At 48.9% G+C, this 22,950-nt stretch carries 17 protein-coding genes; 3 read left to right on the forward strand and 14 right to left on the reverse strand.

Annotated elements, in window-relative coordinates:
- Positions 1-31: 31 nt before the first annotated feature.
- The 6 genes from nadN to CBE68_RS12075 form a co-directional block, all read right to left on the reverse strand.
- Positions 32-1,924 (reverse strand): NAD nucleotidase, encoded by a 1,893-nt coding sequence (gene nadN / locus CBE68_RS12050; protein WP_087506342.1) that lies wholly within the window; start codon positions 1,922-1,924, stop codon positions 32-34.
- 143 nt (positions 1,925-2,067) lie between these two features.
- The gene (locus tag CBE68_RS12055; RefSeq protein WP_087506343.1) at positions 2,068-2,763 is read right to left on the reverse strand and encodes a vitamin B12 dependent-methionine synthase activation domain-containing protein; all 696 of its coding nucleotides are present in this window, start codon (positions 2,761-2,763) and stop codon (positions 2,068-2,070) included.
- Positions 2,760-3,668, reverse strand: a complete 909-nt coding sequence (locus tag CBE68_RS12060; protein WP_087506344.1) for a CobW family GTP-binding protein — start codon at positions 3,666-3,668, stop codon at positions 2,760-2,762. Before CBE68_RS12060 ends, CBE68_RS12055 begins: the two co-directional genes overlap by 4 nt.
- Positions 3,669-5,024 carry a uroporphyrinogen decarboxylase family protein gene (locus CBE68_RS12065; protein WP_087506345.1) on the reverse strand — a complete coding sequence of 452 codons (1,356 nt, stop codon included), beginning with the start codon at positions 5,022-5,024 and terminating at the stop codon, positions 3,669-3,671.
- Positions 5,025-5,103: 79 nt separating this feature from the next.
- Positions 5,104-5,772, reverse strand: a complete 669-nt coding sequence (locus tag CBE68_RS12070; protein ID WP_087506346.1) for a cobalamin B12-binding domain-containing protein — start codon at positions 5,770-5,772, stop codon at positions 5,104-5,106.
- Positions 5,769-6,800 carry a uroporphyrinogen decarboxylase family protein gene (locus CBE68_RS12075; protein ID WP_087506347.1) on the reverse strand — a complete coding sequence of 344 codons (1,032 nt, stop codon included), beginning with the start codon at positions 6,798-6,800 and terminating at the stop codon, positions 5,769-5,771. Before CBE68_RS12075 ends, CBE68_RS12070 begins: the two co-directional genes overlap by 4 nt.
- Before the next feature lie 397 nt (positions 6,801-7,197).
- Here CBE68_RS12075 and CBE68_RS12080 point away from each other — a divergent pair, with 397 nt between their 5' ends.
- The gene (locus CBE68_RS12080; RefSeq protein WP_087506348.1) at positions 7,198-8,004 is read left to right on the forward strand and encodes a crotonase/enoyl-CoA hydratase family protein; all 807 of its coding nucleotides are present in this window, start codon (positions 7,198-7,200) and stop codon (positions 8,002-8,004) included.
- 6 nt (positions 8,005-8,010) lie between these two features.
- Here CBE68_RS12080 and speB read toward each other — a convergent pair whose 3' ends face one another.
- From speB to CBE68_RS12120, 8 genes are all read right to left on the reverse strand, one after another.
- Positions 8,011-8,904, reverse strand: a complete 894-nt coding sequence (gene speB / locus CBE68_RS12085; protein ID WP_087506349.1) for an agmatinase — start codon at positions 8,902-8,904, stop codon at positions 8,011-8,013.
- A gap of 93 nt (positions 8,905-8,997) precedes the next feature.
- A complete protein-coding gene (nspC, locus tag CBE68_RS12090) occupies positions 8,998-10,188 on the reverse strand; it encodes a carboxynorspermidine decarboxylase (protein WP_087506350.1) in 1,191 nt (396 codons plus the stop codon).
- 288 nt (positions 10,189-10,476) lie between these two features.
- Entirely contained in the window at positions 10,477-11,685 is a 1,209-nt protein-coding gene (locus tag CBE68_RS12095) for a saccharopine dehydrogenase family protein (RefSeq protein WP_087506351.1), read from the reverse strand.
- A 10-nt stretch (positions 11,686-11,695) separates the two neighbouring features.
- A complete protein-coding gene (gene speA / locus CBE68_RS12100; protein WP_087506402.1) occupies positions 11,696-13,621 on the reverse strand; it encodes a biosynthetic arginine decarboxylase in 1,926 nt (641 codons plus the stop codon).
- 262 nt (positions 13,622-13,883) lie between these two features.
- On the reverse strand, positions 13,884-15,599 hold the full coding sequence (locus CBE68_RS12105; RefSeq protein WP_087506352.1) for a DEAD/DEAH box helicase: 1,716 nt from the start codon (positions 15,597-15,599) through the stop codon (positions 13,884-13,886).
- Positions 15,600-15,668: 69 nt separating this feature from the next.
- Positions 15,669-16,391 (reverse strand): YebC/PmpR family DNA-binding transcriptional regulator, encoded by a 723-nt coding sequence (locus tag CBE68_RS12110; protein ID WP_087506353.1) that lies wholly within the window; start codon positions 16,389-16,391, stop codon positions 15,669-15,671.
- Between the two features lie 161 nt (positions 16,392-16,552).
- Positions 16,553-18,520: a sensor histidine kinase gene (locus tag CBE68_RS12115; RefSeq protein WP_087506354.1), complete on the reverse strand. Its 1,968-nt coding sequence runs from the start codon at positions 18,518-18,520 to the stop codon at positions 16,553-16,555.
- 14 nt (positions 18,521-18,534) lie between these two features.
- Positions 18,535-19,725 carry a sugar ABC transporter substrate-binding protein gene (locus tag CBE68_RS12120; RefSeq protein ID WP_087506355.1) on the reverse strand — a complete coding sequence of 397 codons (1,191 nt, stop codon included), beginning with the start codon at positions 19,723-19,725 and terminating at the stop codon, positions 18,535-18,537.
- 202 nt (positions 19,726-19,927) lie between these two features.
- Here CBE68_RS12120 and CBE68_RS12125 point away from each other — a divergent pair, with 202 nt between their 5' ends.
- The gene (locus CBE68_RS12125; RefSeq protein WP_087506356.1) at positions 19,928-21,166 is read left to right on the forward strand and encodes a glycosyltransferase; all 1,239 of its coding nucleotides are present in this window, start codon (positions 19,928-19,930) and stop codon (positions 21,164-21,166) included.
- Between the two features lie 197 nt (positions 21,167-21,363).
- Positions 21,364-22,947, forward strand: coding sequence for an alkaline phosphatase (locus CBE68_RS12130; RefSeq protein WP_087506357.1), 1,584 nt, complete (start codon positions 21,364-21,366; stop codon positions 22,945-22,947).
- Positions 22,948-22,950: the final 3 nt, after the last annotated feature.

Genomic DNA, 22,950 nt, shown 5'->3' on the forward strand with positions numbered 1-22,950 from the left:
GCTGCGCCAACCACCGCTGATTTTTCAACAATTAGTAACCTTCACAATCACTCTGAGCCCTATGATCGCAGCCATCGCGGCCAATGTAGCTCTGAGTTGAGTACTCTTCCATTGGCAACTTCGACAGTGATTCATTGGCGTCGCTCAGCATGTCCATGTAGCTGATAAAGCCCTGCGCATACTCAGTATAAGTATCAACAAAGCGACCCGCGTTATAGACCACACCAAAGGTGTCATAGCCATCACGACCTGAAGCAATAAAGTCATTGGTGACCACAGTGTAAGTGGCCGCCAAATCAATTGCTGCCCAATCACCGGCTACACGCGAATTGACTTCAACATTGCTGATACGGCTACCTTCTGAAGCGCTGGCATCAACGTCGTAGCGCAAACCTGAAGCGTACGGGTAAGAGCCACTAGAGCCGGCGTCATCAATGGTGTTTGATAGCGCATCTTCAAGCACGGTGACAATCTCTTGCCCGGTCATGTCCATGGTGATCAAGGTGTTGGAAAATGGCAGCAAGGTGTAGGCATCAGCAATGGTGTATTCGCCTGCTGCGACATCAACTCGAACGCCACCACCATTTTGAATACCAATGTCAGCAGTAGGCGTGACCATCAAGAATGCTTTGGCGACGATATTCGAAACATCACTACCCATGGCATAAGTCGCCGACGCATCACAAATGGTTGAACGGCCTTGGCCCGGATAGCGCTCCAAACACAAATCATCAGCCACCTGACCAATTACAGTTTGCTCCAGCACCTCGACCTGCTCATCAAAGCTTGCAAGCAATGCTTCGGTATTGGCATTGGGCTCAACAGCCATAATTTCAGGAATGATTTCTAAGGCATCAACAACTAATTGTGCATCAGCATCTGCGAGTACTCGATCTTCGCTATCACTATATTCATAAACAAATTCAGCAGTCACTGGCATCACTGGCGTGCCTTCACACGACTGCACAACGCCCTTCTTATCGAAACTGACCTCAAGCTTACCCATCAGGTGGGCGTACTCCCACGCTTGAACGACACAAACCGCTTCACCATCGGCATTAGTGGTCAACGCTGGGTAGCTATCGATGACATTAAAACCAGCCTCGGCCAACTCGCTTGAACCGAGCAAGGTATGAGAATCACCACCAACAATGACATCAACACCCGACAACCCCTGCGCCAGCGCTAAGTCATTCTGATACTGGTAATGAGTCACCAAAATAATCTTGTTGACGCCATCGTCACGCAGTTCATCAATGTACTGTTGCGCCGTGGCCATTTCATTGAGGAATTCAGTGCCGTCATCAGGCTGTGATGAATTCTTAGTTTTATCAGCAATATCAATACCGATTAAACCAACTTTCTCGCCTTCAAAGCGCATCACCGTGTAAGGCTGAATATACCCTTCGGCAATAGCGGAAGAAGAGGCTGGTACCACATTGGCCGCCAGCACTGGCGTATCGCAGCTATCACTACTGAGAAAATCAAGGAACTTGGCAAGACCAGCATCACCATCATCAAACTCGTGATTACCCAACGCGAATACATCAAAACAAATGTCGTTCATGACGGCAGCGTCTGCTTCGCCTTCGAACAAGCTGTAATAAAGCGTACCTGTGATGGCATCACCGGCGTGAATTTTAATTGGGTTAACACTCGATGCGGTCATCTCATCGAACAGGGTTTTCATCATCGCAAAGCCACCGTATGTGACTTCGACTTCTTCAATTGGTTGGCCTGCTTCATTAGTCGCCGAGAGGTTCAGCGCAGAAACATCGTAATCAAAATCATCAGCCGCGATGTGAGAATGATGGTCGTTCATATGCAACAAGGTGACGTTAATTGCCTTGTCGTCGTTGTCATTACAGCCCGCCAATGCTGCAGTTACCAAACCAGCTATTGCCAGTTGCTTAAAGCCTTTCATGTCACTTCCTTGATTGAGATTGTAGGGAGTATTATCAGCGGTCCATCTCAAGGGAAATTAATGACAGTTCAATGGCAGCGGCGTGACAGAGATATTAAAAATAATTGACAGCCATGTAGCGCTGTTGTCTCGATCTATTAGAACTAAGTATGGGATTTAGTCTGTCGATAGATGCAAGTCGTTGAATTGCATTGCTCACAGCTGTGCTCGCGAAAGCGCACTCTGGGGCCAACGCCAATCAAACCACTGATCGATTTAATCGGCATCATCAAACAACTTTCGCTTAATTCTATGCCGCAGAACTTATCGGGTAGCAGATCGAAAAGCGCCCGTTGCTCCGCAATGTTCCACGAGCAATAGCCCGGACTATAACGGTTAGTGATCTGCAAGCCTTGCTCGGCCAGCTCATCTTTCAAGCGTTGTTGAATGTCATTCATCGCCTGCTCAACAAGGCAAGATCCCATGACATCAACCACATAACCTTCAAGCAATTGGCCTTCAGCCATCAGTTGTTTTGACCGCTCTGCAATATAGCTCCCAGCGGAGCAAGCAAAGACCGCAATCGCTTCAGCATGCTTGTAGCGTTTAAAATTACGTCTACCCGGCGCAAATACAGCCTGTTCTAGGCGAATGGTGTGGTCATCTTCAGCCAACTGGCAAGGTATCAATCGATAGCCCCCAGAAACCTGTTGGCCGGCAGGAAAAACACGCTGTTCCTGTTCGATTAAATCAAGGATCTCGGCTGGCATATGGCCGCGAGGATAGCCCATCAAGCTGGCGATTTCGGCGATGTCTAGGTCAAAATCGGCTAATGAAAATTGATACTGAATCACAGTCATGAGGCATATTTCCGAACAATTTGACGCACTTTTTTACTCGTTAAATTCTCACCAAATGCGATCAGCTCTGCGGCACCGTTGTAATCACTGACCTCATCAATTTGACGATTTTCAAAGACCGAATGAAAACTCAATGTGACGTCCTCTGGCGTTTGCACAAAACCTTTGATGCGAATGCTATCATGTTGCAGCTCTGCCAATAGCGCATTGAGGTTTTGCTCGGTAAAACGCTGATGCACGCGCACCACACAAGCAGTAAGCTGCTGCGGGCGATCAGCCGATTGTTGGCCGAGGTACTGACCAGCTGCGGCATGGCTTGTCTGGGCCAGTTGCGATAGCGAAATTTGTCCGTGTTCAGTGGGGTATATGGCGGCATAAGGGTTCATCGAGCGCAGTAAACAACCCAGCTGCGTCAAGTCGCCTGGGTAGCAATCTTGTTTATTGAGCAGCACCACATCGGCAATCATGATTTGGTGACGGGTACGAGCCAACATCGCCAAACTGCGTTCGATGTTTGGTGCGTCAACTAGGGTAATGATTTGATCGAGTACTAAACGGCCAGTTAACTCGTGCGCTTGAAGCAGCTCAATGATGTTAATGGGATCGGCCAGGCCAGACGCTTCCAACACGATGTAATCGGGCTGATGCTGGTCTAGCAAACGCTCAAGGGTATGAATAAAGTGGCCCAGCAAACAAACACAAAACACCGAACCGTTATTGATTTCAACGAGCTCAAAGCTGCCATTTGCCAGCTTTAACTCTTTGCCATCAACGCCAGAAGAAGCAAATTCATTTTGGATCACAGCAACTCGAGCTGATTCCCCCCAATCACGGAGCATGTGTTTTACCAAGCTGGTTTTTCCGCTGCCGAGAAAGCCCGTCACCAAAATGAATTTACAGGTCATTTACTTCTCCGCCAAGTACGTCTCAATTTTGGCGGTAATTTCACTGACCGGCGGAATTTGCGAGACAAACTCAATATTGCCATCCATGACAATGGTTGGGATATTGCGCACGCCCAATGTCACCATCATTTGGATCCCTTCCGCTTCTTTTACCCGGTGCTCTTTGTAAATCACACGTTCACCGAGTGTTTCAGCGGCACGAGCAACGGCATTGACCATGTATTGGCAAGGCGCACAAGAAGACGAATCCAACGTGATGACATCAACAACAACCTTGTCCGACTGCCAATGCTCGCTTAGATCCAGCGCCTCAACATCAAGTGTTGGTGCGGTTGCAGCACGCAGCTCACTTTGTTGTATTTCATCGTGCACCAACTTGCTGACAGCAACCAGATTCTCTGTTGGCGTTGCCATCGCAAGATCGCATCCTGGCGCCAGAATAAAACCTTGCTTGCCGCCCGTGTCCATGCATGACAATGCATCAAAACAACAGTCTTGTTCGTTGCCCATCAGTAGCGATAGCGTCAGTTTAATATTGCCACCAAAACTGACACCATTGGCCAAGGCTATATCCCGTACAAAATCGAGTGGAATATTTTCATCAATAGAGATGTTATCTGGCTTGGTTTGGCACATGACTTCAATATTCTGCTTTGCATTGCCACAGACGAAAAACGAACTCAAAGCGCCCTGCTCTCGGACATTGTCAAAAATCTCTTTACCATAAGGTGACACAAAAGTTTCAAACGACATCGGATCAATCTGGCTGGTCATCGGATCCACCACGGCGATAACATCAGCACCGGCTTCGATATAGGCATCAGTCATCATATTGGCGACGTCGGTGGCGAAACGCATAATCTTGTGTACCTCATCAGGTTCCATCATCATTTTCATGAAGATATCGGTACCCAATAGGTGAAGAGCTAAGGTAAATGGCCCAGTGATCAAGCCGTAAAGCGCCAGCTCTGGATGTTGATCTCGCAGTCGCCGAGTCGCTTCCATAACCACAGGGATACGACCTTTGCATGGGCAAGGTACTTTCATGTCCTCTAATGCCACACCTTGACTGAGCGGATGGCTAATCACCGCTGGCGGATTGTCATCAGCCCAAGCGAGATCACAGCCGAGCGCTTCAGCCTCGATTTGCAAGTCAAATGCGACCGGAATGCCATCGGGGTTATAGAGTTCAATGGCTTTGTTAACCCCGTCGACAATATGGTCAGCCGACGTTAAAAACTCAGTGGCCGTCATTCCCAATAGGGTGCCGGCGTGAGCACCAACAAAGGGTACCCAAGGAATTCGGTCAACAGGTTGCAACTGCATAGCCTGTTGAATGAGTGCTAAACCTTTCATCTGGTTATCCTAGATTTTCAAGTCGATTAATTGATGGTGCTAGCGGTCGTTGACCGCGCCCCATCGCACCAGCACTCCGTTAGGATGCAAGGCGGTTGAGGTACTCCACGACGCCCTGTGGATCTGGGTTATAGCTATCAGCACCGATCTGGTCACAAAATTCCTGATTCACCGGCGCACCGCCAATACATATCTGCCGATCAGGCTCAACCTGCTTAATCTTGGCAACTATGTTCTTCATGTTTTCCATCGTGGTCGTCAACAAAGCAGACAAACCAACCGCAGCGCCGGGATGTTTTTGCATCTCAGCAATGAACGCATCAGCGCTGACATCTACCCCCATATCAATCACTTCATAGCCATTGCCCTCAACCATCATCGCCACAAGGTTTTTGCCAATATCGTGTAAGTCACCTTCGACAGTGCCAATAATAAATGTGCCTTTGCGAACGCTACCTTCTTCAGCAAATAGCGGTTTCAGATGATTCATCGCCGCTTCCATCGCTTTAGCCGACATCAATACTTGTGGCACAAACACTTGGCCATCGCGGAATTTAACGCCGATTTTTTCCATCCCGATGATCAAGGCTTGGGACAAAATATCACTGGCACTGTGGCCAGCTTCTAGAAGTTGCTGGGTCAACTCATCTGCGCCATCTTGGCCTTTCATATCTGGTGGGTACGGTGCATCTTTGTTGACCTTGCCGAATTCAATGCAGTGGGCCAGTTGTGCTAATAACTCGTTCATTGTTGGTTCAGCCTCTGGTAGTCAGTTTGGTTTTGCGCCATTTCGATGAATTTGAGAATGTTCTCTAAGCTAGTATCACTCTCTACCGAATGCGACGGCGAAAATATGTAGCCGCCGTCTTTGCCCAGCTCGAGCAAGCGTTTCGATTCTTGCTCTACTTCCTCGACGGTGCCGAATGGCAGTACTTTTTGCATCGACAGGCCTCCATGGAATGCCAGCCGACCGCGATATGCAGGTAAGATCTCATCCAAATCCATCACTTCAGGCTGGAAAGGGTTAAAACAATTGAGGCCGCACTCGATCAGGTCAGGGAATAATTCATCGACATCACCGCAGGAATGAATCATCACGTACTTGCCATGCTCACGCGCCAAGCCGTACATTTTCTTCAGCTGTGGATAGACAAATTCTTTCCAAGTGTCATAACCAAAAATCAGCCCTTTCTGTTGCCCCCAATCATCGCCAAAGTAAACAGCGTCAATGTCGTACTCCATGGCTTTGCGCATTTGGGCCATGTTGTATTCCGCGATACGGTCAAACAAGGCATGAACGAAGTCCGGATACATCATGAAATCCATTAATAGATTCTCAATACCGCGCATACTCCAAGCGCGTTCATACAGGCTAAAACCAATCTGAAAGACTCGAAAACGGTCGGGCTTCTTGGCAATTTCTGATTCGATATTGGCGAAGAATCGAGGATCTAAAGGGTCAGGAAATTCAACACCATCCATCGATGGTTGCTGAATGAGCGGCGGCTTAATTGGATCGCCGATGTCTTTATCAACGCTGCGGTCCCAGATGACGCCAAACACATCTTTGTGCATGTCTGGCTCAACTTCTTCAAAAAAACCGATGTCGCTGCCTAAATTGAGAATGTGATTTGCCAATGGCAGGTCTAAATCAGCTTCAGCAAAATGCTGCTGCAGCATTTTCTTGGGCTCTTCGGTGAATTTAAAAGACCAAGGAACATAGGGCGGCTTTTCACCATCCAGTACCATTTTGATCACTTCGCGTTTGGTTACCATGAATCAATCCTTCGCTTAGTGTTAGATTGAAAAATAATTTACCTTCATGACAAACCAAGAAATTAAGGCGAGATCACAATGACAAAACAACAAGAGCAAACTATTGAATTAAATAACATTATTAATTAATTCAATTCAAATGCAGGAATCAAACGAAACATTTAGTGTACTATTTTATCCTCATTCTATTCTTATTTTGCTGTGATTATTTTGCCTAACTAGCACCCGAATGACGTTAACAAAACTTAGCCTCTACTCGCTTCCTCAAATGACATCTCAATTTTTTACTTATGGTTTAACAAATCAGCTCTTTGTCTCAGAATCGACTGGTCTAACCTGCTAGGTTCGAGCGACAAAATATCAACTATGCGTGCGTAATAACGTCAAGGACCTAGTCGTGAGCAACTCTGTCGAACAACAACATCAAGCTGTCACTATTGCCATTGACAACGGCATCGCCCATGTCACCCTCAACCGTCCCGAAAAACACAACGCTTTGGATATGACGATGTTTATTGCCATCGACCAAGCCATCAAAACCATTGCCAAAGACAAATCTGTTCGAGTTGTTGTCGTATCCGGCAATGGGCCAAGCTTTTGCTCGGGTTTAGACGTGAAGTCGGTATTATCGAACTCCAGTAGCGCATTGAAGTTGTTGTGGAAATGGCTGCCGGGCAACGCCAATCTTGCACAGCGAGTGAGCGTCGGCTGGCGCCGCTTAAAGGTACCAGTGATTATGGCTCTGCATGGCAAATGCTGGGGCGGCGGGATGCAAATCGCTTTAGGCGGTGATTACCGTATCGCATCAACAGACTGCTCTTTAGCAATCATGGAGTCGCGTTGGGGACTGATTCCAGACATGGGCGGCACCCTTGCCCTCCGCGAGTGTTTAGGAGCCGACCAAGCCATGCTGTTAGCAATGACAGCGGCGCCACTAAGAGCGAGACAAGCTCGCAAGTTAGGCCTAGTAACTGAAGTGACTGACCAACCCGTTGCCGCAGCCATGGCGCTCGCTGAGCAATTGGCTGCCCGATCACCAGATACCAACCGGGCAATCAAGACCGTTTATCATCGCACTTGGTGTCCCGCTGAACGACGCATTTTAGCGCAAGAAACGCTGAATCAAATCCGTATTATCGCGGGCAAAAACCAACGCATTGCAGTAAGGCGTGAGCAGGGCCAACATGACTTGCAGTTCAAATAGTTAAACTTACTCGACGCTATTGCGCTCAACGATGCCCATCATTTTATAGGTCAGCAGTGCGGCGCTAAATTCGTAGGCGTGAAACCCTTTGATCGGTGCAAACTCCATGACATCAAAACCGATGATTTGACGCTGACGAGCGACCGATTCAAACAAGTTCAGAGTTTGATACCAACTCAAACCACCCGGTACAGGCGTGCCAGTGGATGGGAACACCGATGGGTCCATGCCATCAATGTCTAAGGTGAAGAATACCTTTGGCGGGAAGTCGGCTGGCAACTCGAAACTTTGAATATTGTTTGGCACCAATTCATCAGCATCTAAATAATGCACTCGACAGTCGCTGCGGATCTCGCGTTCTTCATGGCAAAACGCGCGAATCCCCAATTGAAATAGTGGGATGCCCTCGTCCACCACGCGCTTCATCACGGATGCGTGACTATAGGGGTTGCCCTCATAGGCTTCGCGCAGATCAGCATGAGCGTCAATTTGAACGACACCAAAATCGCTCTCGCCTGCCGCCAACAAACCTTTGATCACGCCATAGGTCACGGTATGTTCACCGCCTAAAGCAATCGGGAATTTACCGGCTTCAACGATGGTTTGAGTAGCTTTAGCAATATTGTTGACCACCTGCTCGGCGTTGCCTTCCATCGATACCGGCGGGAGAGTATGGATGCCGTGTTCACTTGGCGTTGATTTGCCGTCCCAAGTTTCAAGCTGCCAACTGGCTTCGAGAATAGCTGCCGGCCCCAAGGCGGTGCCGCCGCCATAGGAAACAGATTCTTCGTAGGGCACGGGCAAAATGTGAAAGCGCGCCTGCTCGGCACTTGGATGCTCAAACTCTGAGCCTAAAAACACCGGATAGCCGGGTGCTGCGAGTTGATCAAATTGTTCCATTACGTTGTCCTACTAGCCGTTCAATGATGTGCTTTTTGCCAACCGGCGGTTTCGTTTTCTTTGGGGTAATTATGGTGTCAAAATCGAACCGAATTATGACAGCCGATGTTTGAAATCATCATAGTCAAACTCTCGCGCCACTCTTAGCTCATCAGTTTGGGAGTTCCACAGGGCAATGGCCGGTAAGCCAATACCATTAAAGGTCGATGTTTTGACCATGGTGTAATGACTCATGTCATCAAACATCAAACGCTGCCCCACTTGCAGTGGCTTATCAAAACTATAATCACCCATGACATCACCGGCTAAGCAGGTTTGACCGCCGAGTCGATAATCGTGGGCCTTCTCTCCCGGTTCGCCTGCTTGCCAGATCTCGGCGCGGTATGGCATTTCTAGGGTATCGGGCATATGGCAAGTCGCCGAGGTATCAAGAATCGCCAAATCCATTTGATTGTGAGTGAGGTCCAGTACTTCTGACACCAGCACACCGGAGCGAATGGCAATGGCCTCACCCGGCTCAAGATAAACCTGCACATCGTATTTGGCAGAGAAGGCTTTAATCCGCGCAATTAAACCATCGACGTCATAATCAGGGTGAGAAATGTGGTGACCACCGCCAAAGTTGACCCACTTCATTTGACCAAGCAAGTGGCCGAATTGACGCTCAACCGCAGCCAAGGTTCGATCCAAGGGGTCAAAGCCTTGTTCGCAAAGTGTGTGAAAATGCAGACCGCTGATGCCAGATAAATCTTGACCGGAAAACTCCGCGAGCGGGATACCCAAACGAGAGCCGGGTGCGCAAGGATCATAAATCGGCGTGGTGCCCTCTGAGTGCATTGGATTGATTCGAAGGCCGAAATCTAACTTGGGATTGTCAACCAACGCTGCCTGAATTTGTCGCTGAAAGCGTTGCCACTGAGCAAAGGAGTTAAACACCACATGATTGGAGATTTGCAGAATTTCTGGCAAGTCTTTGGCGGTAAATGCAGCGCTGAAGGTGTGTACTTCGTGGCTTCCCTGTTGACCACCAAATTCTTCATATCCAAGCTTTGCTTCATGCAAGCCGCTTGCACAGGTACCGGACAGATATTGTTTAACCAGTGGTGCCAGCGCGAACATGGAAAACGCCTTGAGTGCCAACAGCACTTTGGCACCGGACTCTTTTTGCACCCGAGCAAGAATCTTCAGGTTATGCTCAACGGCAACTTCATCGACCACAAAGCAGGGCGATGGGACGCGATTGGGATCGAAGGAGCTGAAAGTTGTGGCGACCACATTGGTCATCTTGAATTACCTTAAGTTTTTGCAAATGGCCATAGCCAGACAAACAACATCATTGATTAGCAACGGGAGTATGCTGTCATTCAGCGGTGCGCCATAGTGAACGATACCGAAGCACGAATTATTCTGAGCCGGAGTAGACACTGATTCAACAAGCTTCTGCTGCAGGGATGCAGCAGCAGAGCCATCACGGATGATTTGACGGCGTCTTGCTGAATCAGTGTCTACTTCGGCTCTATACTCTGACAACGGCTGATCCCTCAGCTCCCTTGGCAGATCTTGGTGTTTTCGTTAGACCAAATCGAAACCTGGTTCTTCAATCACTTGCCATGGCAAACCGTACTGGTTCATGTCGGCCATGAATGGGTCTGGATCTAACTGCTCCATGTTCCACACCCCTGCTTTCAGCCACTTGCCTTCAATCATCATTTTGGCGCCGATCATCGCCGGTACACCTGTGGTGTATGAGATTGCTTGCGACTGCACTTCACCGTAACAGTCTTGGTGATCTTTGATGTTGTAAACGTAGACCGTGCGTTCTTTACCGTCTTTAATGCCTTTGACCACACAACCAATGCAGGTCTTGCCTTTGGTGCGCGGGCCAAGGGTTGATGGGTCAGGGAGCAGCTGTTTTAGGAACTGAATTGGCACGATTTCAGTACCATTGAAGTTCACTGGTTCAATACCGGTCATGCCGACGTTGCCCAGCACTTCCAAGTGCTTGAGGTAACTATCGCCAAAGCTCATCCAGAATTGCGCTTTGTTCAGTGTTGGGTAGTGCTTGGTCAGCGATTCCAGCTCTTCGTGATACATCCGATAGATGTTGTAGGTGCCAACGCCATCGGGGCAAGTGAACTCCTGCTTAAGCGACATGGCAGGCGTTTCAACAAACGCTCCGTCTTGCCAATGGCGACACTCAGCTGTTACTTCGCGAATATTGATTTCTGGATTGAAGTTAGTGGCGAATGGATAGCCGTGATCGCCACCGTTGACGTCAATGATATCCAGCGTATGAATCTCATCGAAGTAGTGTTTCGCCGCGTAAGCAGTAAACATGTTGGTGGCGCCTGGATCAAAGCCAGAGCCCAATAGCGCCATCAATCCTGCTTTTTCGAACTTCTCTTGATAGGCCCACTGCCACTTGTATTCGAACTTAGCGGTATCGAGTGGCTCGTAGTTGGCGGTGTCCATGTAGTGAGTGCCGGTTTCTAAACAGGCATCCATAATGGTCAGATCCTGATAGGGCAAAGCAACATTGATCACCATGAATGGCTTCAACTTGTTAATCAGTGCCACCAGCTCAGGTACATTGTCAGCATCAACTTGAGCGGTTTCGATGTCACGGCCGTAATTGGCTTTAACTTGCTCAGCGATGGTTTTACATTTCGATTCAGTGCGGCTAGCCAGCACGATTTCGCTGAAAACTTCTGGCACTTGCGCACATTTGTGGGTGACAACTTGGCCAACGCCGCCGGCACCAATAATTAATACTTTGGACATGTCGGTATCCTTAATAGTGTTCTTCTTCGTAGTATGTGTAGCCTTGCATACTGGCGTTGAAGGCTTTCATCATTTGTTGCCGCTCACGGACCGTGATCCGCCCTTCCCTGACGGCGCGCTCCGCAGTTTTACGGTAACGCTCCAGCATTTCTTTTGGCTGGTATTCCACATAACTCAGGACATCAGCGATGGTATCGCCTTGAATTTCTTTGACGAAATCATAGCTACCATCGCTATTGAGGCGAACACTCACAACATGAGTATCGCCAAACAAATTGTGTAAGTCGCCCAAGGTTTCTTGATAGGCGCCGACCAAGAAAACCCCAAGGTAATAATCTTCGCCACGCTTTAATTCATGCAGCGGCAAGGTGTTTTTAGCGCCGGTCCAGGGATCGATAAAGCGGTCAATCTTGCCATCGCAATCGCAGGTAATATCCGCCAATACCGCCTGACGGGTTGGCTCCTCATCCAAGCGATGAATCGGCATCACGGGGAATAATTGCTCGATTGCCCAGATATCTGGCAGCGATTGAAATAGGCTGAAGTTGCCGTAATAGATATCTGCAAGAGATTCACGCAAGCCTTCCATGTCCGATGGAATTCGCGGCATCTGGTCAAGAATGTCGGCGATCTTATGGAGAATGTCGAGAAACAGGTTTTCAGCAATTGAACGCGTGCGCAGATCAATCTGGCCACGTTTGAACAGCTCTCTGATTTCCTGACGGTGGAAATGAGCGTCATTAAAGCACTCTTGCACTCGTTGCGGTCGCAAGTAGGTCAAGATATCGCGCATGTGACGCAACTGCTGATGCTCATTTTCAGTCTGCTCTGGCAGGTTGGTCGGCTCAAAGGTATTCACATCAAGAATGTTGAACAGCAGCATTGACGAATAAGCCACTGTTGCCCGGCCTGATTCAGTCACAATAGTTGGATGAGCGATGCCATACTGATCCATCGTCGTTTTAATACTATCGACAATATCTTCGCAATACTCTTCTAGGCTGTAATTGCGGCTCTGACCGTCTGTCGAACGCGCGCCGGTGTAATCGACTGCTAAGCCACCACCGAGATCAATGTAGGAAAGCGCCGCGCCTTCTTTGATCAGGTCGGCATAAAAGCGACATGCTTCGACCACACCGGAGCGAATTTCACGGATATTCGGAATCTGCGAGCCCAAGTGACAATGCAGCAACTCCAAACAATCGAGCATGTCGTTCTGCTTCAGTTCATCAACCACATCAATAAGCTGGGTTGTACTTAAGCCAAACACGCCGCGATCGCCGCTGGTGGTGTTCCAATGACCACTGACCTTAGTCGTCATCTTGACCCGCACACCAATGCGAGGGCGAATACCGAGAGCTTTGCTGCGCTCGATAATAATTGGTAACTCAGAGGGCGTTTCAAGGACAAAGAAACAGTTAAAGCCGACCTTGTTGGCATGCAAACCAAGCTCGACAAACTCTGGATCTTTGTATCCGTTACAAACGATTAAACTGCCGGGTTCTTCCAAGGTCGCCAGTACCGCAATCATCTCTGCCTTACTACCGACTTCAAAACCATGTTGGTAGCGAGCACCAAATGCAGCGATTTCTTCAACCACCTGCGCTTGCTGATTAACTTTGATCGGATAAACGCCACGGTACTTGTTTTGGTAGCCACAAACGTTGATGGCACGAGCAAACGCCTCATTGAGACGAAACAGCTGAGCATCGAGAATGTTTTCGATCCGTAACAGCACCGGCATTGATAAATCGCGCTCAGCAATCCCCTGAACGATGTCCATCAATGGCACTTCGGTGTTCAATGTTTTGGCAGTGACAAAGCCGTCTTGATTATAACCAAAGTAGTCATTGCCCCACCGCTCGACGCTGTATAATTCAGCCGATTGTGCAGTGGTCCATTGGCCAGAAGAATTCAATTTCTCGTTACCTTCCAACGCATGCTCTCCAGTGTTTAGTTTGTGTCCAGCCGCTGTTTGTGGCTCATTTTTTGGGCGAGCAATTTTGCCGTAAAAATCCCATTGAATCCACAATAATTTAACAACCAAATTTCCATATATAATTCAAAAAGTTAAACAGCATTAATAGGTATTAGGAATCATTGACGTCGAGCCATGAATGAGATGAATGGAAGGTGTTTTCTGGTATTGCCCATGCGGTTAGCGCCATGACAAAAAGGAAACAATACATGACAACCAATCAGGCGATTTGGTTAGCTTTGCGGTACGGGCCAACGTAGTCAAAGATGCGATATTCCACTCGCCAGTGTTTGCGCACTTGGCGGGCAATGACAAAGTCTGGTGCCACTCTTTGGTGGATGGTATTGGCAACTTGTTCGACACTGTCCACTGCCTGCTGTTGACCATCGTGAGTCCGACAAAACTCATTGGCAAAGAAACCACGCTGTTTGGCAGATGACCAATCAAATCGCTCCGAAAGCTCCGCGCCATCTTCGTCGTGATAACTCAGTCGCAAGGTATCGCCATCAACTGTTGCAGACATCCCCGCGCAACGGATCACCATGCGGTCTTTGAGGTTCAATGCCTGTCGGAGCTTATCGTCCGGGTCAATTAGCATTTCGCCACATTGGTGACATTGGCGCGCGGCAATATCATTTTCAGCATTGCAATGACCACATTGTTTGAATTGAAAGCGAAACTGGCACTGTTGTAGGCCATCGTCAGTCTCGACTAAACCTTGGCAACGGCGCCCATGATGTTCCACGATGTCACCATCGGCATCGGTAATGCCCCAGAATAAGTTGCCAAAACCACAGCTAGGACACGGCACTTGCACTAGCTCACTATTCGGGTGGGGCTTTGGTGCGCCGATTTCTGGTTGGTGTAAGTCGTAACCGTTACCGGCGTAGTCAACGACTAAACAGTCCTGTTTGCCTTGGGCTAAGCGCAATCCTCTGCCAACAATTTGTTGATACAAACTGACCGACTCGGTGCGGCGCAGAATCGCAATAAAGTCGACATGCGGCGCATCAAAACCGGTTGTCAAAACTGCCACATTGACCAGATATTTCAGCTGTCGAAGTTTGAATTGGGCAATCAGCTCATCGCGTTCTTTGACTGCTGTTGCTCCGGTAATCAACGCCGTCTCGCCATCGGGTAATTGCTCGGCAACCTCATGGGCATGAGCAACTGTGGCAGCAAAAATCATCACCCCTTGGCGCGATTGCGCAAGCTCAACAATATGCTGACACACGGCTTGGGTAATGCGTGGCGACTTCGCTAAATAGGCATCAAGATCGCTTTCGGTATACGCCGCCGGCAAGTCATCCCATTGGTAGCGAGCGGCTGGCGCATCAATCATCAACGGCGGAGTTAAAAACTGGCGTTTGATCAACTGTCGCAATGGCAATTCAAAAATGCAGCGACGAAATGGCGTTTGGTGCTCGGTGCGAACAAAACCATGGTAGTGCTGCTGATAAATCCAACCTTTATCCAACCGATAAGGCGTGGCGGTCAAACCCAGCACTTTCAATTGCGGATTGACCTGCTTTAAATGGTTAATGACTTTGAGGTACTGACTATCTTCGTCATCACTAACGCGATGACATTCATCGATAATAATCAGCGAGTAGAAGCCATTAAACTCATCAAGGTTGCGACTGAGCGATTGAATACTGGCAAACGTCACCGGCAGATCGGATTCCTTACGACCAAGTCCGGCGGCAAAGATCCCCGATTCAAACCCCAAGGCTTGAAACTTCGCCTGATTCTGCTCGACCAGCTCTTTAACATGGGCCAATACCAAGATCGGGTAGCGAGCTAGTCGCGCTAACTCTGCAATAACTAAGCTTTTGCCGGCGCCTGTCGGCAACACAATGACGGCTGCTTCATCAGTTTGACGGAAGTGACGCAGTACGGCATCAACGGCATCTTGTTGGTAATCGCGAAGTTTCATCTTGGGCTCTGTGGACACAAAAACGCCCAACTGAGTTGGGCGTTTAGTCAGCTCGAAGTTTGGTCAACTTTATGCTGGTAACTCTGCATTGTGGTAGACGTTTTGAACATCATCACAATCTTCCAACATGGCAATGAATTTTTCGAACACTTCAACGTCATCACCTTCAACCGCGGTGTAAGTTTGAGGCACGAAGCTAATCTCTTCGACGTCAAACTCAATGCCATCAAAGGCGTCTGTCAGTGCCGTTTTGACGTTGTAGAATTCATTCGCTGGAGCAAACACAGTGACTTTGCCGTCTTCAACTTCGATGTCATTGGCATCGGCATCGGCCATCATTAGCGCTTCCAATACCGTATCTTCATCGTCACCATCAAAGACAAATACTGATAGATGATCGAACATGTGGGCGACGGCGCCTGGCGAACCAATTTTTGAATTGGTTTTCTTAAAGCACAAGCCGACTTCCATGTAAGTGCGATTGCCGTTATCGGTCAAGCAATCGACGATGACCATGCAGTTACCCGGACCAAAGCCTTCATAACGAGCAGTTTCGTAGTTTTCGTCGGCACCGCCTTGGGCTTTTTCTAACGCGCGCTCAATAACATGGGTTGGTACCTGATCTTTTTTCGCACCATCGATTAAGCGACGTAGGGCCAAATTACCATCCGGATCAGCGCCACCGTTTTTAGCACAAACATAAATCTCTTTGCCGTACTTGGAGTACACCTTGGTTTTTGCCGCAGCCGTTTTGGCCATTGATTCCTTGCGGTTTTGATACGCTCTGCCCATGACAATCGCTCTTTAATGAATAGGTGAAAAAATGCTGGCGCGAATTCTAACCCGTTCTTTCACGCAAGTGCCAGCCTAGATAAGGCTGAACAGTGCTTTTATCAAGTGCTTTTGACGAAGCTCATGCTCTGCTCCAACACTACGTTGGATCTGCTGAACGGTTAACCAAGTTTGGCATCGTGTCGTTGCGGAAGTGGCAATGGCATTCTCATGATGAACTCAACACCATCGCCGACGTCACTGTGAACTTCAATAGTGCCGCCAAGCTTCTGGCTAACCACGTTATAAACAATGTGCAGCCCTAGCCCGGTGCCGCCAGAGGTGCGTTGAGTGGTAAAGAAGGGGTCAAATATTCGCGGTAGTGTGACGGCATCAATACCGCGGCCGTCATCTCGGTATTTAAGTAGCAATTGTTGATCATGGACCTCGAAACAAATATTGATATGGTGATGCTTGTCTCGATAGAAGCCATGTTTGAGCGAGTTCATAATCAGATTGGTCAGCACCTGACTGTAGGCCCCCGGATAGCTATCGAGCACAAGCGTTTCGTCACCATCAACATCAATGTCGAGTTGGTAGCCTTTGAGTTCAGGTTGCAGGCTTTTAATCAGGCTATTGACGTATTCGAGCAAACCGAATTTGCGTAAGTGTTCAGAGCTTTGATCGGCGGCAACCTCCTTAAAGTTACGGATCAGATTTGCGGCCCGTTGTAAATTTGAGCGAACCATTTCGCTGGTTTGAAGCGTGCTAGTAACGTATTCCTGCAGACGCCTTTTGGTTAAACTCTCCTCTTCCACATGGTGTTCTAAATCTTCAGTTTGCCGCTCAAGCAACGTTGCCGCTGTTACCGCCACTCCAACTGGGGTATTTATTTCGTGTGCGACACCAGCAACTAGCTGACCAAGCTGGGACATTTTTTCTGCCTCCACTAATTGCGTTTGAGTCGCTTTGAGCTGCTCCATCGTATGACGAAGCTCCTCATTGGTATTCTGCAGCTCAAACGTGCGCTCTTTCACTCGTTGCTCCAACTGATGCTGGTCATCGACAATGCGTTGTGCCATCTGCTCCAGCACATAGGCCATTTGTTGCAACTCTCGGAAAGACAATTTCAGCGACTTGTTGCTGTAGTCTCCAGAGGCATAGCTGGAAACCAGTTGATTAACGACCATGATGGGGTGGACTAAGTAGCGTGACCCGATATACGCGGCACTGCCAAAAATGATGATCAAGCCCACCACAATTGCCCACAATTCGGTGCGCAACGCCTCGACTTGTTGTAGCGCCGAGATTCGCTCAACTCCCAACGTCAGTTCAATGGTTGCATCAGTATGCTCTACTTCCAAAGGCACCTTGAGTTGCAAATGACGATCGAGCATCTCGCGATCTAATGTGGTTTTCAGCACGCTAGCGCCATTCATCGTCACGTCGAGGATTGAAATCCCCATATCTTCGGCATAAGCCAGTCGTTGTTCGGCGGTCTGCAACAAGCTATGCACGGGGATCAGCACCACCAATGCACCCACTAACTCGTGCATTTCTTCTTTGTCAGCGGCGGACATCCAAAGTGGCGACAACACCATGAATAAGTGGTCGCTCGCCAGCTCAATTTGATGTTGTGGGTCACGCGACTGTAACTGATAGATTCGATCGACAAATCGGCCGTGATCGATGTCCAGCACATCGGCATTGATACCAGAGCGGTCGTTAAAGAAGGAATCAAGCTGAGGAGCTATCGGATCCAACTCCAGCAACTCTAATGAGGTTGGTGCCACCTCAACTGGCCACCCAAGCGCATCGACAATTAGCAAACCAAATGCCGAGGGGTGGATTTGTCGGATTTTCTCCAGCTTTTGCTGCGCTTTGGCGCCAAAAGCGCCAGTATAAGCGGCGTAAATAATGTCAGGATCTGAACTGAGTTGCTCAATGGTGGCAAACAACAATTGGTAGTCCCGTTCAACATCATTGGTGAGGAATTGGGCAACTTGCTCCAGCGCTCCAACGGTGGCTGTTTGCGAGACGGTTCTGAAGCGCTCAATCAAATAGCTCGCCGTTAGTAGACAAGGAACAAGGGCTGCGGCCAGAATAATGCCGCTTAGTGTTCCGCGCAGTGTCCGCATCCGTTCAAACATCTAACCGCAACTCCTTAGTCAACCGACTTGAGTGATGCACTTTGCGCTTTTTTCAGTTCATGCTCGGAGAATCGCTGCATCAACTGAGTCGCCTGCTCAACAGTGCCATGGCCGCTCATGTAAAGCTCAAAGCCTTTTCGCATGCCGATCCACGCGGCAGCCATCGCCGGCGTTGGTGGTGCGGCTTTGGCTTGTTTTAATTGTTCGAGCAAGGCTTTCATATTGTCAGTTGCCGATTGCTGAATATGCTCAACAACCGTCGGGTGAACCGGCAAAGCACCGAGCTCATCATAGAAGCGCTGCTGCATGGTCTGAGATTGCAGATATTGAGCAAAATCAGTTAATCGCTTGCCCGTTTCACCATCAAAATCTTGGTTTGGAAAAATCAGCACCATACCAGAGAACATAGGTTTCATTGGTCGGCCGTCTATCGAAGGTAGCAAGGTGACACCGAAGTCTTTAGCGAGGGAATTTGACATGTCCTTGAACGCCCAGTCACCATTGATGACATAAGCAAACTTGCCTGTTTTGAAGTCTTCAAAACTGCAGTCATAGCCGCAGGAGGAATCGACTAAACCGTCATCAGCGATCTGTTTATAGAAGGTCAGCGCTCGCTGAGTTTCTGGCGTGTTGAGCGTTATTTGATTGTCATTGACCGGGAACGCGCCAAAAGCAGGCAAAAAACTGGCGAACCAATACATCTCACCAAACTTCCAACCGATCAGCTTAACTCCTTTGCTCTCAACCATATCGCGCTGAGCAACTAAATCACGCCAAGTTGTGGCCGGTTTATCGATAAATTTTTTATTGTAAAACAACATTAAATGATTACCGCCCAACAACGGCACACCATAACGGCTACCATCATAGGTGGCTAAATTTAACGCAGGTGGCGGCATACCTTCGGCGAAGACGTCATCACCTAACGGTGTTAACCCAAGGCGTCGGTAGTCACCAATAAAGTCAGCCGGAACCAACGCGACATTTGGCGAATTGCCATCAAAGACCGCTCGCATCAAGTTTGTTTTAAGCTCTCCGGTTGGCAAAAATGAGACTTTAACCCGAACGCCAGTGGCAGCTTCATATTGCTGGGCCACCTGTGGAAACCAAGCTCTTGCTTCTTCTTTTTGATGCCAAAACAACAGCTCCGAGGCCGCACTCGATGCCATCCCAAAATAGACCAGCAAAGTAACCAGAGTCTTCATCTACGGTCCTCAATTCAAAACAGTATTGAATAGAGTATAGGCACAAGAAACCGGTCCCAAAAATTTTACAAGTGATTTATCTATTGTTTTAACTAGCTATTATTTTCAGCAAAAGCGAACGACCAAGCACCAACACGATTTACCGTGATAAAATCGGCGAACCGAATACCATTGCCCCTAATCACCCATGTCGAATCCCCCTATGGAACCCCAAAGCGCTCAACAATTGCTGGTCATTGGCTATGTTTGGCCTGAGCCAAATTCATCGGCTGCCGGTAGCAGAATGATGCAGTTGCTGATGAGTTTCTTGGCACGGGGCTATCAAATTAATTTCGCCAGCCCAGCCGATTTCTCCGATCATGCCGTCAACCTTCAAGCCCTTGGCATCGACATCACCGCAATCGAATTGAATAGCTCCAGTTTCGATGTGTTTGTTGCTGACCTGCAACCTTCTGTTGTGTTGTTCGATCGCTTCATGATGGAGGAACAGTTTGGCTGGCGAGTGAGTAACAGCTGGCCACAGGCGATACGAGTGCTCAACATGGAAGATCTGCACAGCCTACGCCATGCCCGCCATCAGGCAGTCAAGGCAGGGGCAAATAGCGAATGTGCCGAACTTAACAACCCCATGGCTCATCGCGAGTTGGCGGCAATATATCGCAGTGACTTAACCTTGGTGATTTCACCATTTGAATACCAACTGATTCACCAACACTACCAAGTACCCAAATCTCAATTGCTAATGCTGCCCTTTATGGTCGAATCAACCACCCACTCGCCGGTTGTGCCATTTGACCAGCGCCAGCACTTTGTCAGCATCGGTAACTTCCGCCATGCGCCAAACTGGGATGCTGTACTAGAGCTTCGCCAGTTATGGCCACAAATACGGCGCCAGTGCCCCGATGCTGAATTGCATATCTACGGCGCCTATCCTCCGAAAAAAGCGACCCAATTGCACCAACCAGCGATCGGTTTCCTAGTCAAAGGCTGGGCCCAAGATGTCTCGGAGGTAATGAGCCAAGCTCGCGTGCTTCTTGCCCCTTTGCGCTTTGGCGCTGGGCTCAAGGGTAAACTGCTTGATGCCATGCTTTATGGCTTACCTAGCGTGACCACAACCATTGGCGCAGAGGGAATGACGACCGAGACGAGCTGGCCCGGAGCGATTGCCGCCGATGAATCATCTTTTATCGATGCAGCGGTGACGCTCCATCACGATCAACAGGTTTGGCAACAAGCTGTATCGCAAATCCCTGATCACCTCGAGTTGTATCACCGCCCGACTCTTGAACGTGCGTTACACCGAGTGGTGGACGAGATCGCAGCAGACGTTGACCGCCTCCGTCAACAGCACTTCGTTGGTGCCATGTTGCAACACCATACGTTGAAAAGCACACAGTACATGTCGCAATGGATTGAAGCCAAAAACAGAATAAAAATCTAACAGCAACAATATGTTACAACGTAACACGTTTCATTTTTAATTCACCAAACCACCGCAAAACCGAAACCAATTCGTCACATTTTCACCTTAGCTTTGCTGCTGATTATCGCTTTCGAGCACTTCCGATCACCGTTGCGCAGCAGTTGCCAACCAAATCTCTGCTGTCGACTTAAAACAAAACCAGGAAAGGTGAAACCATGTTGAAACAAAGCACTGCATTGTGCAGCTTGCTTGTGGCCGGTTTATGCACCTCAGCGACAGCTGGGGTATTGCCGGAATCTCAAACCACTAGCAGCTGGTATCAAGACGCCCAAACTAAAATTGCGGCCAAATTAGCCCGCTCTCAATCGACCAAAGCGAAGAACGTGATTCTGTTCGTCGGCGACGGTATGGGTGTCTCGACGCTAACTGCGGCTCGGATTTTAGAAGGTCAGATGGGCGGTAATATGGGTGAAGAAGGCTACCTAAGCTTCGAAACATTCCCCTACTCTGCACTGGTAAAAACCTATAACGTCGACGCTCAAACGCCAGACTCAGCCGGCACCATGACTGCCATGATGTCAGGTGCTAAAACCGATGTAGGTGTCATCGGCGTTGATGAAGATATTGTCCGTGGCGATTGCAGCACAGTGGCTGGCAACGAGATGATCACTGCCTTGGAGTTGGCTGAACTCAAAGGCCTTTCAACCGGCATCATCTCAACCGCGCGTATCACTCATGCAACGCCAGCAGCAACCTACGCAAAATCAGCAGACCGCAATTGGGAAGACGTTTCTGATATGCCAGAAGCGGCAGTCAATGGTGGCTGTACCGATATTGCCAGCCAGTTGGTGAATTTCGAAAACTTGATGGAGCAACGTTTTGCCGGTGCCGACGTCGATGGTATCGAAGTTGCGTTTGGTGGTGGTCGTCGCCACTTCTTGCCGAAAGACGCAGCCTATAACAGTGCCGATGCCGTGAGCTCTGTCGAAGGTGACCGTACCGACGGTCGTGATTTGACCGCCGAGTGGTTGGCAGCGTATCCAAATGGTGCGTATGTCATGGATCAAACAGGTTTCGATGCCATTGACACCGAAAACGTTGAGCGCGTATTGGGTCTTTTCAATGAGTCACACATGCAATATGAGGCCGACCGCGACAACGATGTTGCCGGCGAGCCTTCGTTAAGTGAAATGACAGCCACCGCAATTGACGTATTGGATAACAACGACAACGGCTTCTTCCTAATGGTTGAGTCGGGTCGTATTGACCACGGCCACCATGCAGGCAGCGCCTACAATGCGCTGACCGATACCATTGAATTTGCCAAAGCAGTTCAGGCTGCTGTCGATGCCACCAATGCCGAAGACACGCTCATCCTTGTGACGGCTGACCACAGCCATGTATTTACCATTGCTGGCTACCCCAAACGTGGTAACCCAATCCTTGGCAAAGTAGTTGGTGTTGGCTCAGATACACCCGCCCAAGCAGCCGATGGCATGCCATACACCACTTTGGGATACACCAATGGTCGTGGTTTTCGCGATTTAGGCGACGAAACCAATGCTGACGCCACTTACGGTTTAGACAACGCTAATGGCCGTCAGGATTTAACCAATGTCGATACAACAACCTCAGGCTATCACCAAGAAGCGGTGATCCCACTAAGCTCAGAAACTCATGCTGGTGAAGATATCACCCTCCATGCCATGGGGCCGGGTGCTCACCTAGCGCAAGGCACGATTGAGCAAAACATCGTATTCCACCTCATCGAGAACGCTCTTGACTTGGTTGCAGAGTAAGGA

This window comes from Neiella marina (assembly GCF_002165625.1).
GTDB classification, from domain to species: domain Bacteria; phylum Pseudomonadota; class Gammaproteobacteria; order Enterobacterales; family Neiellaceae; genus Neiella; species Neiella marina.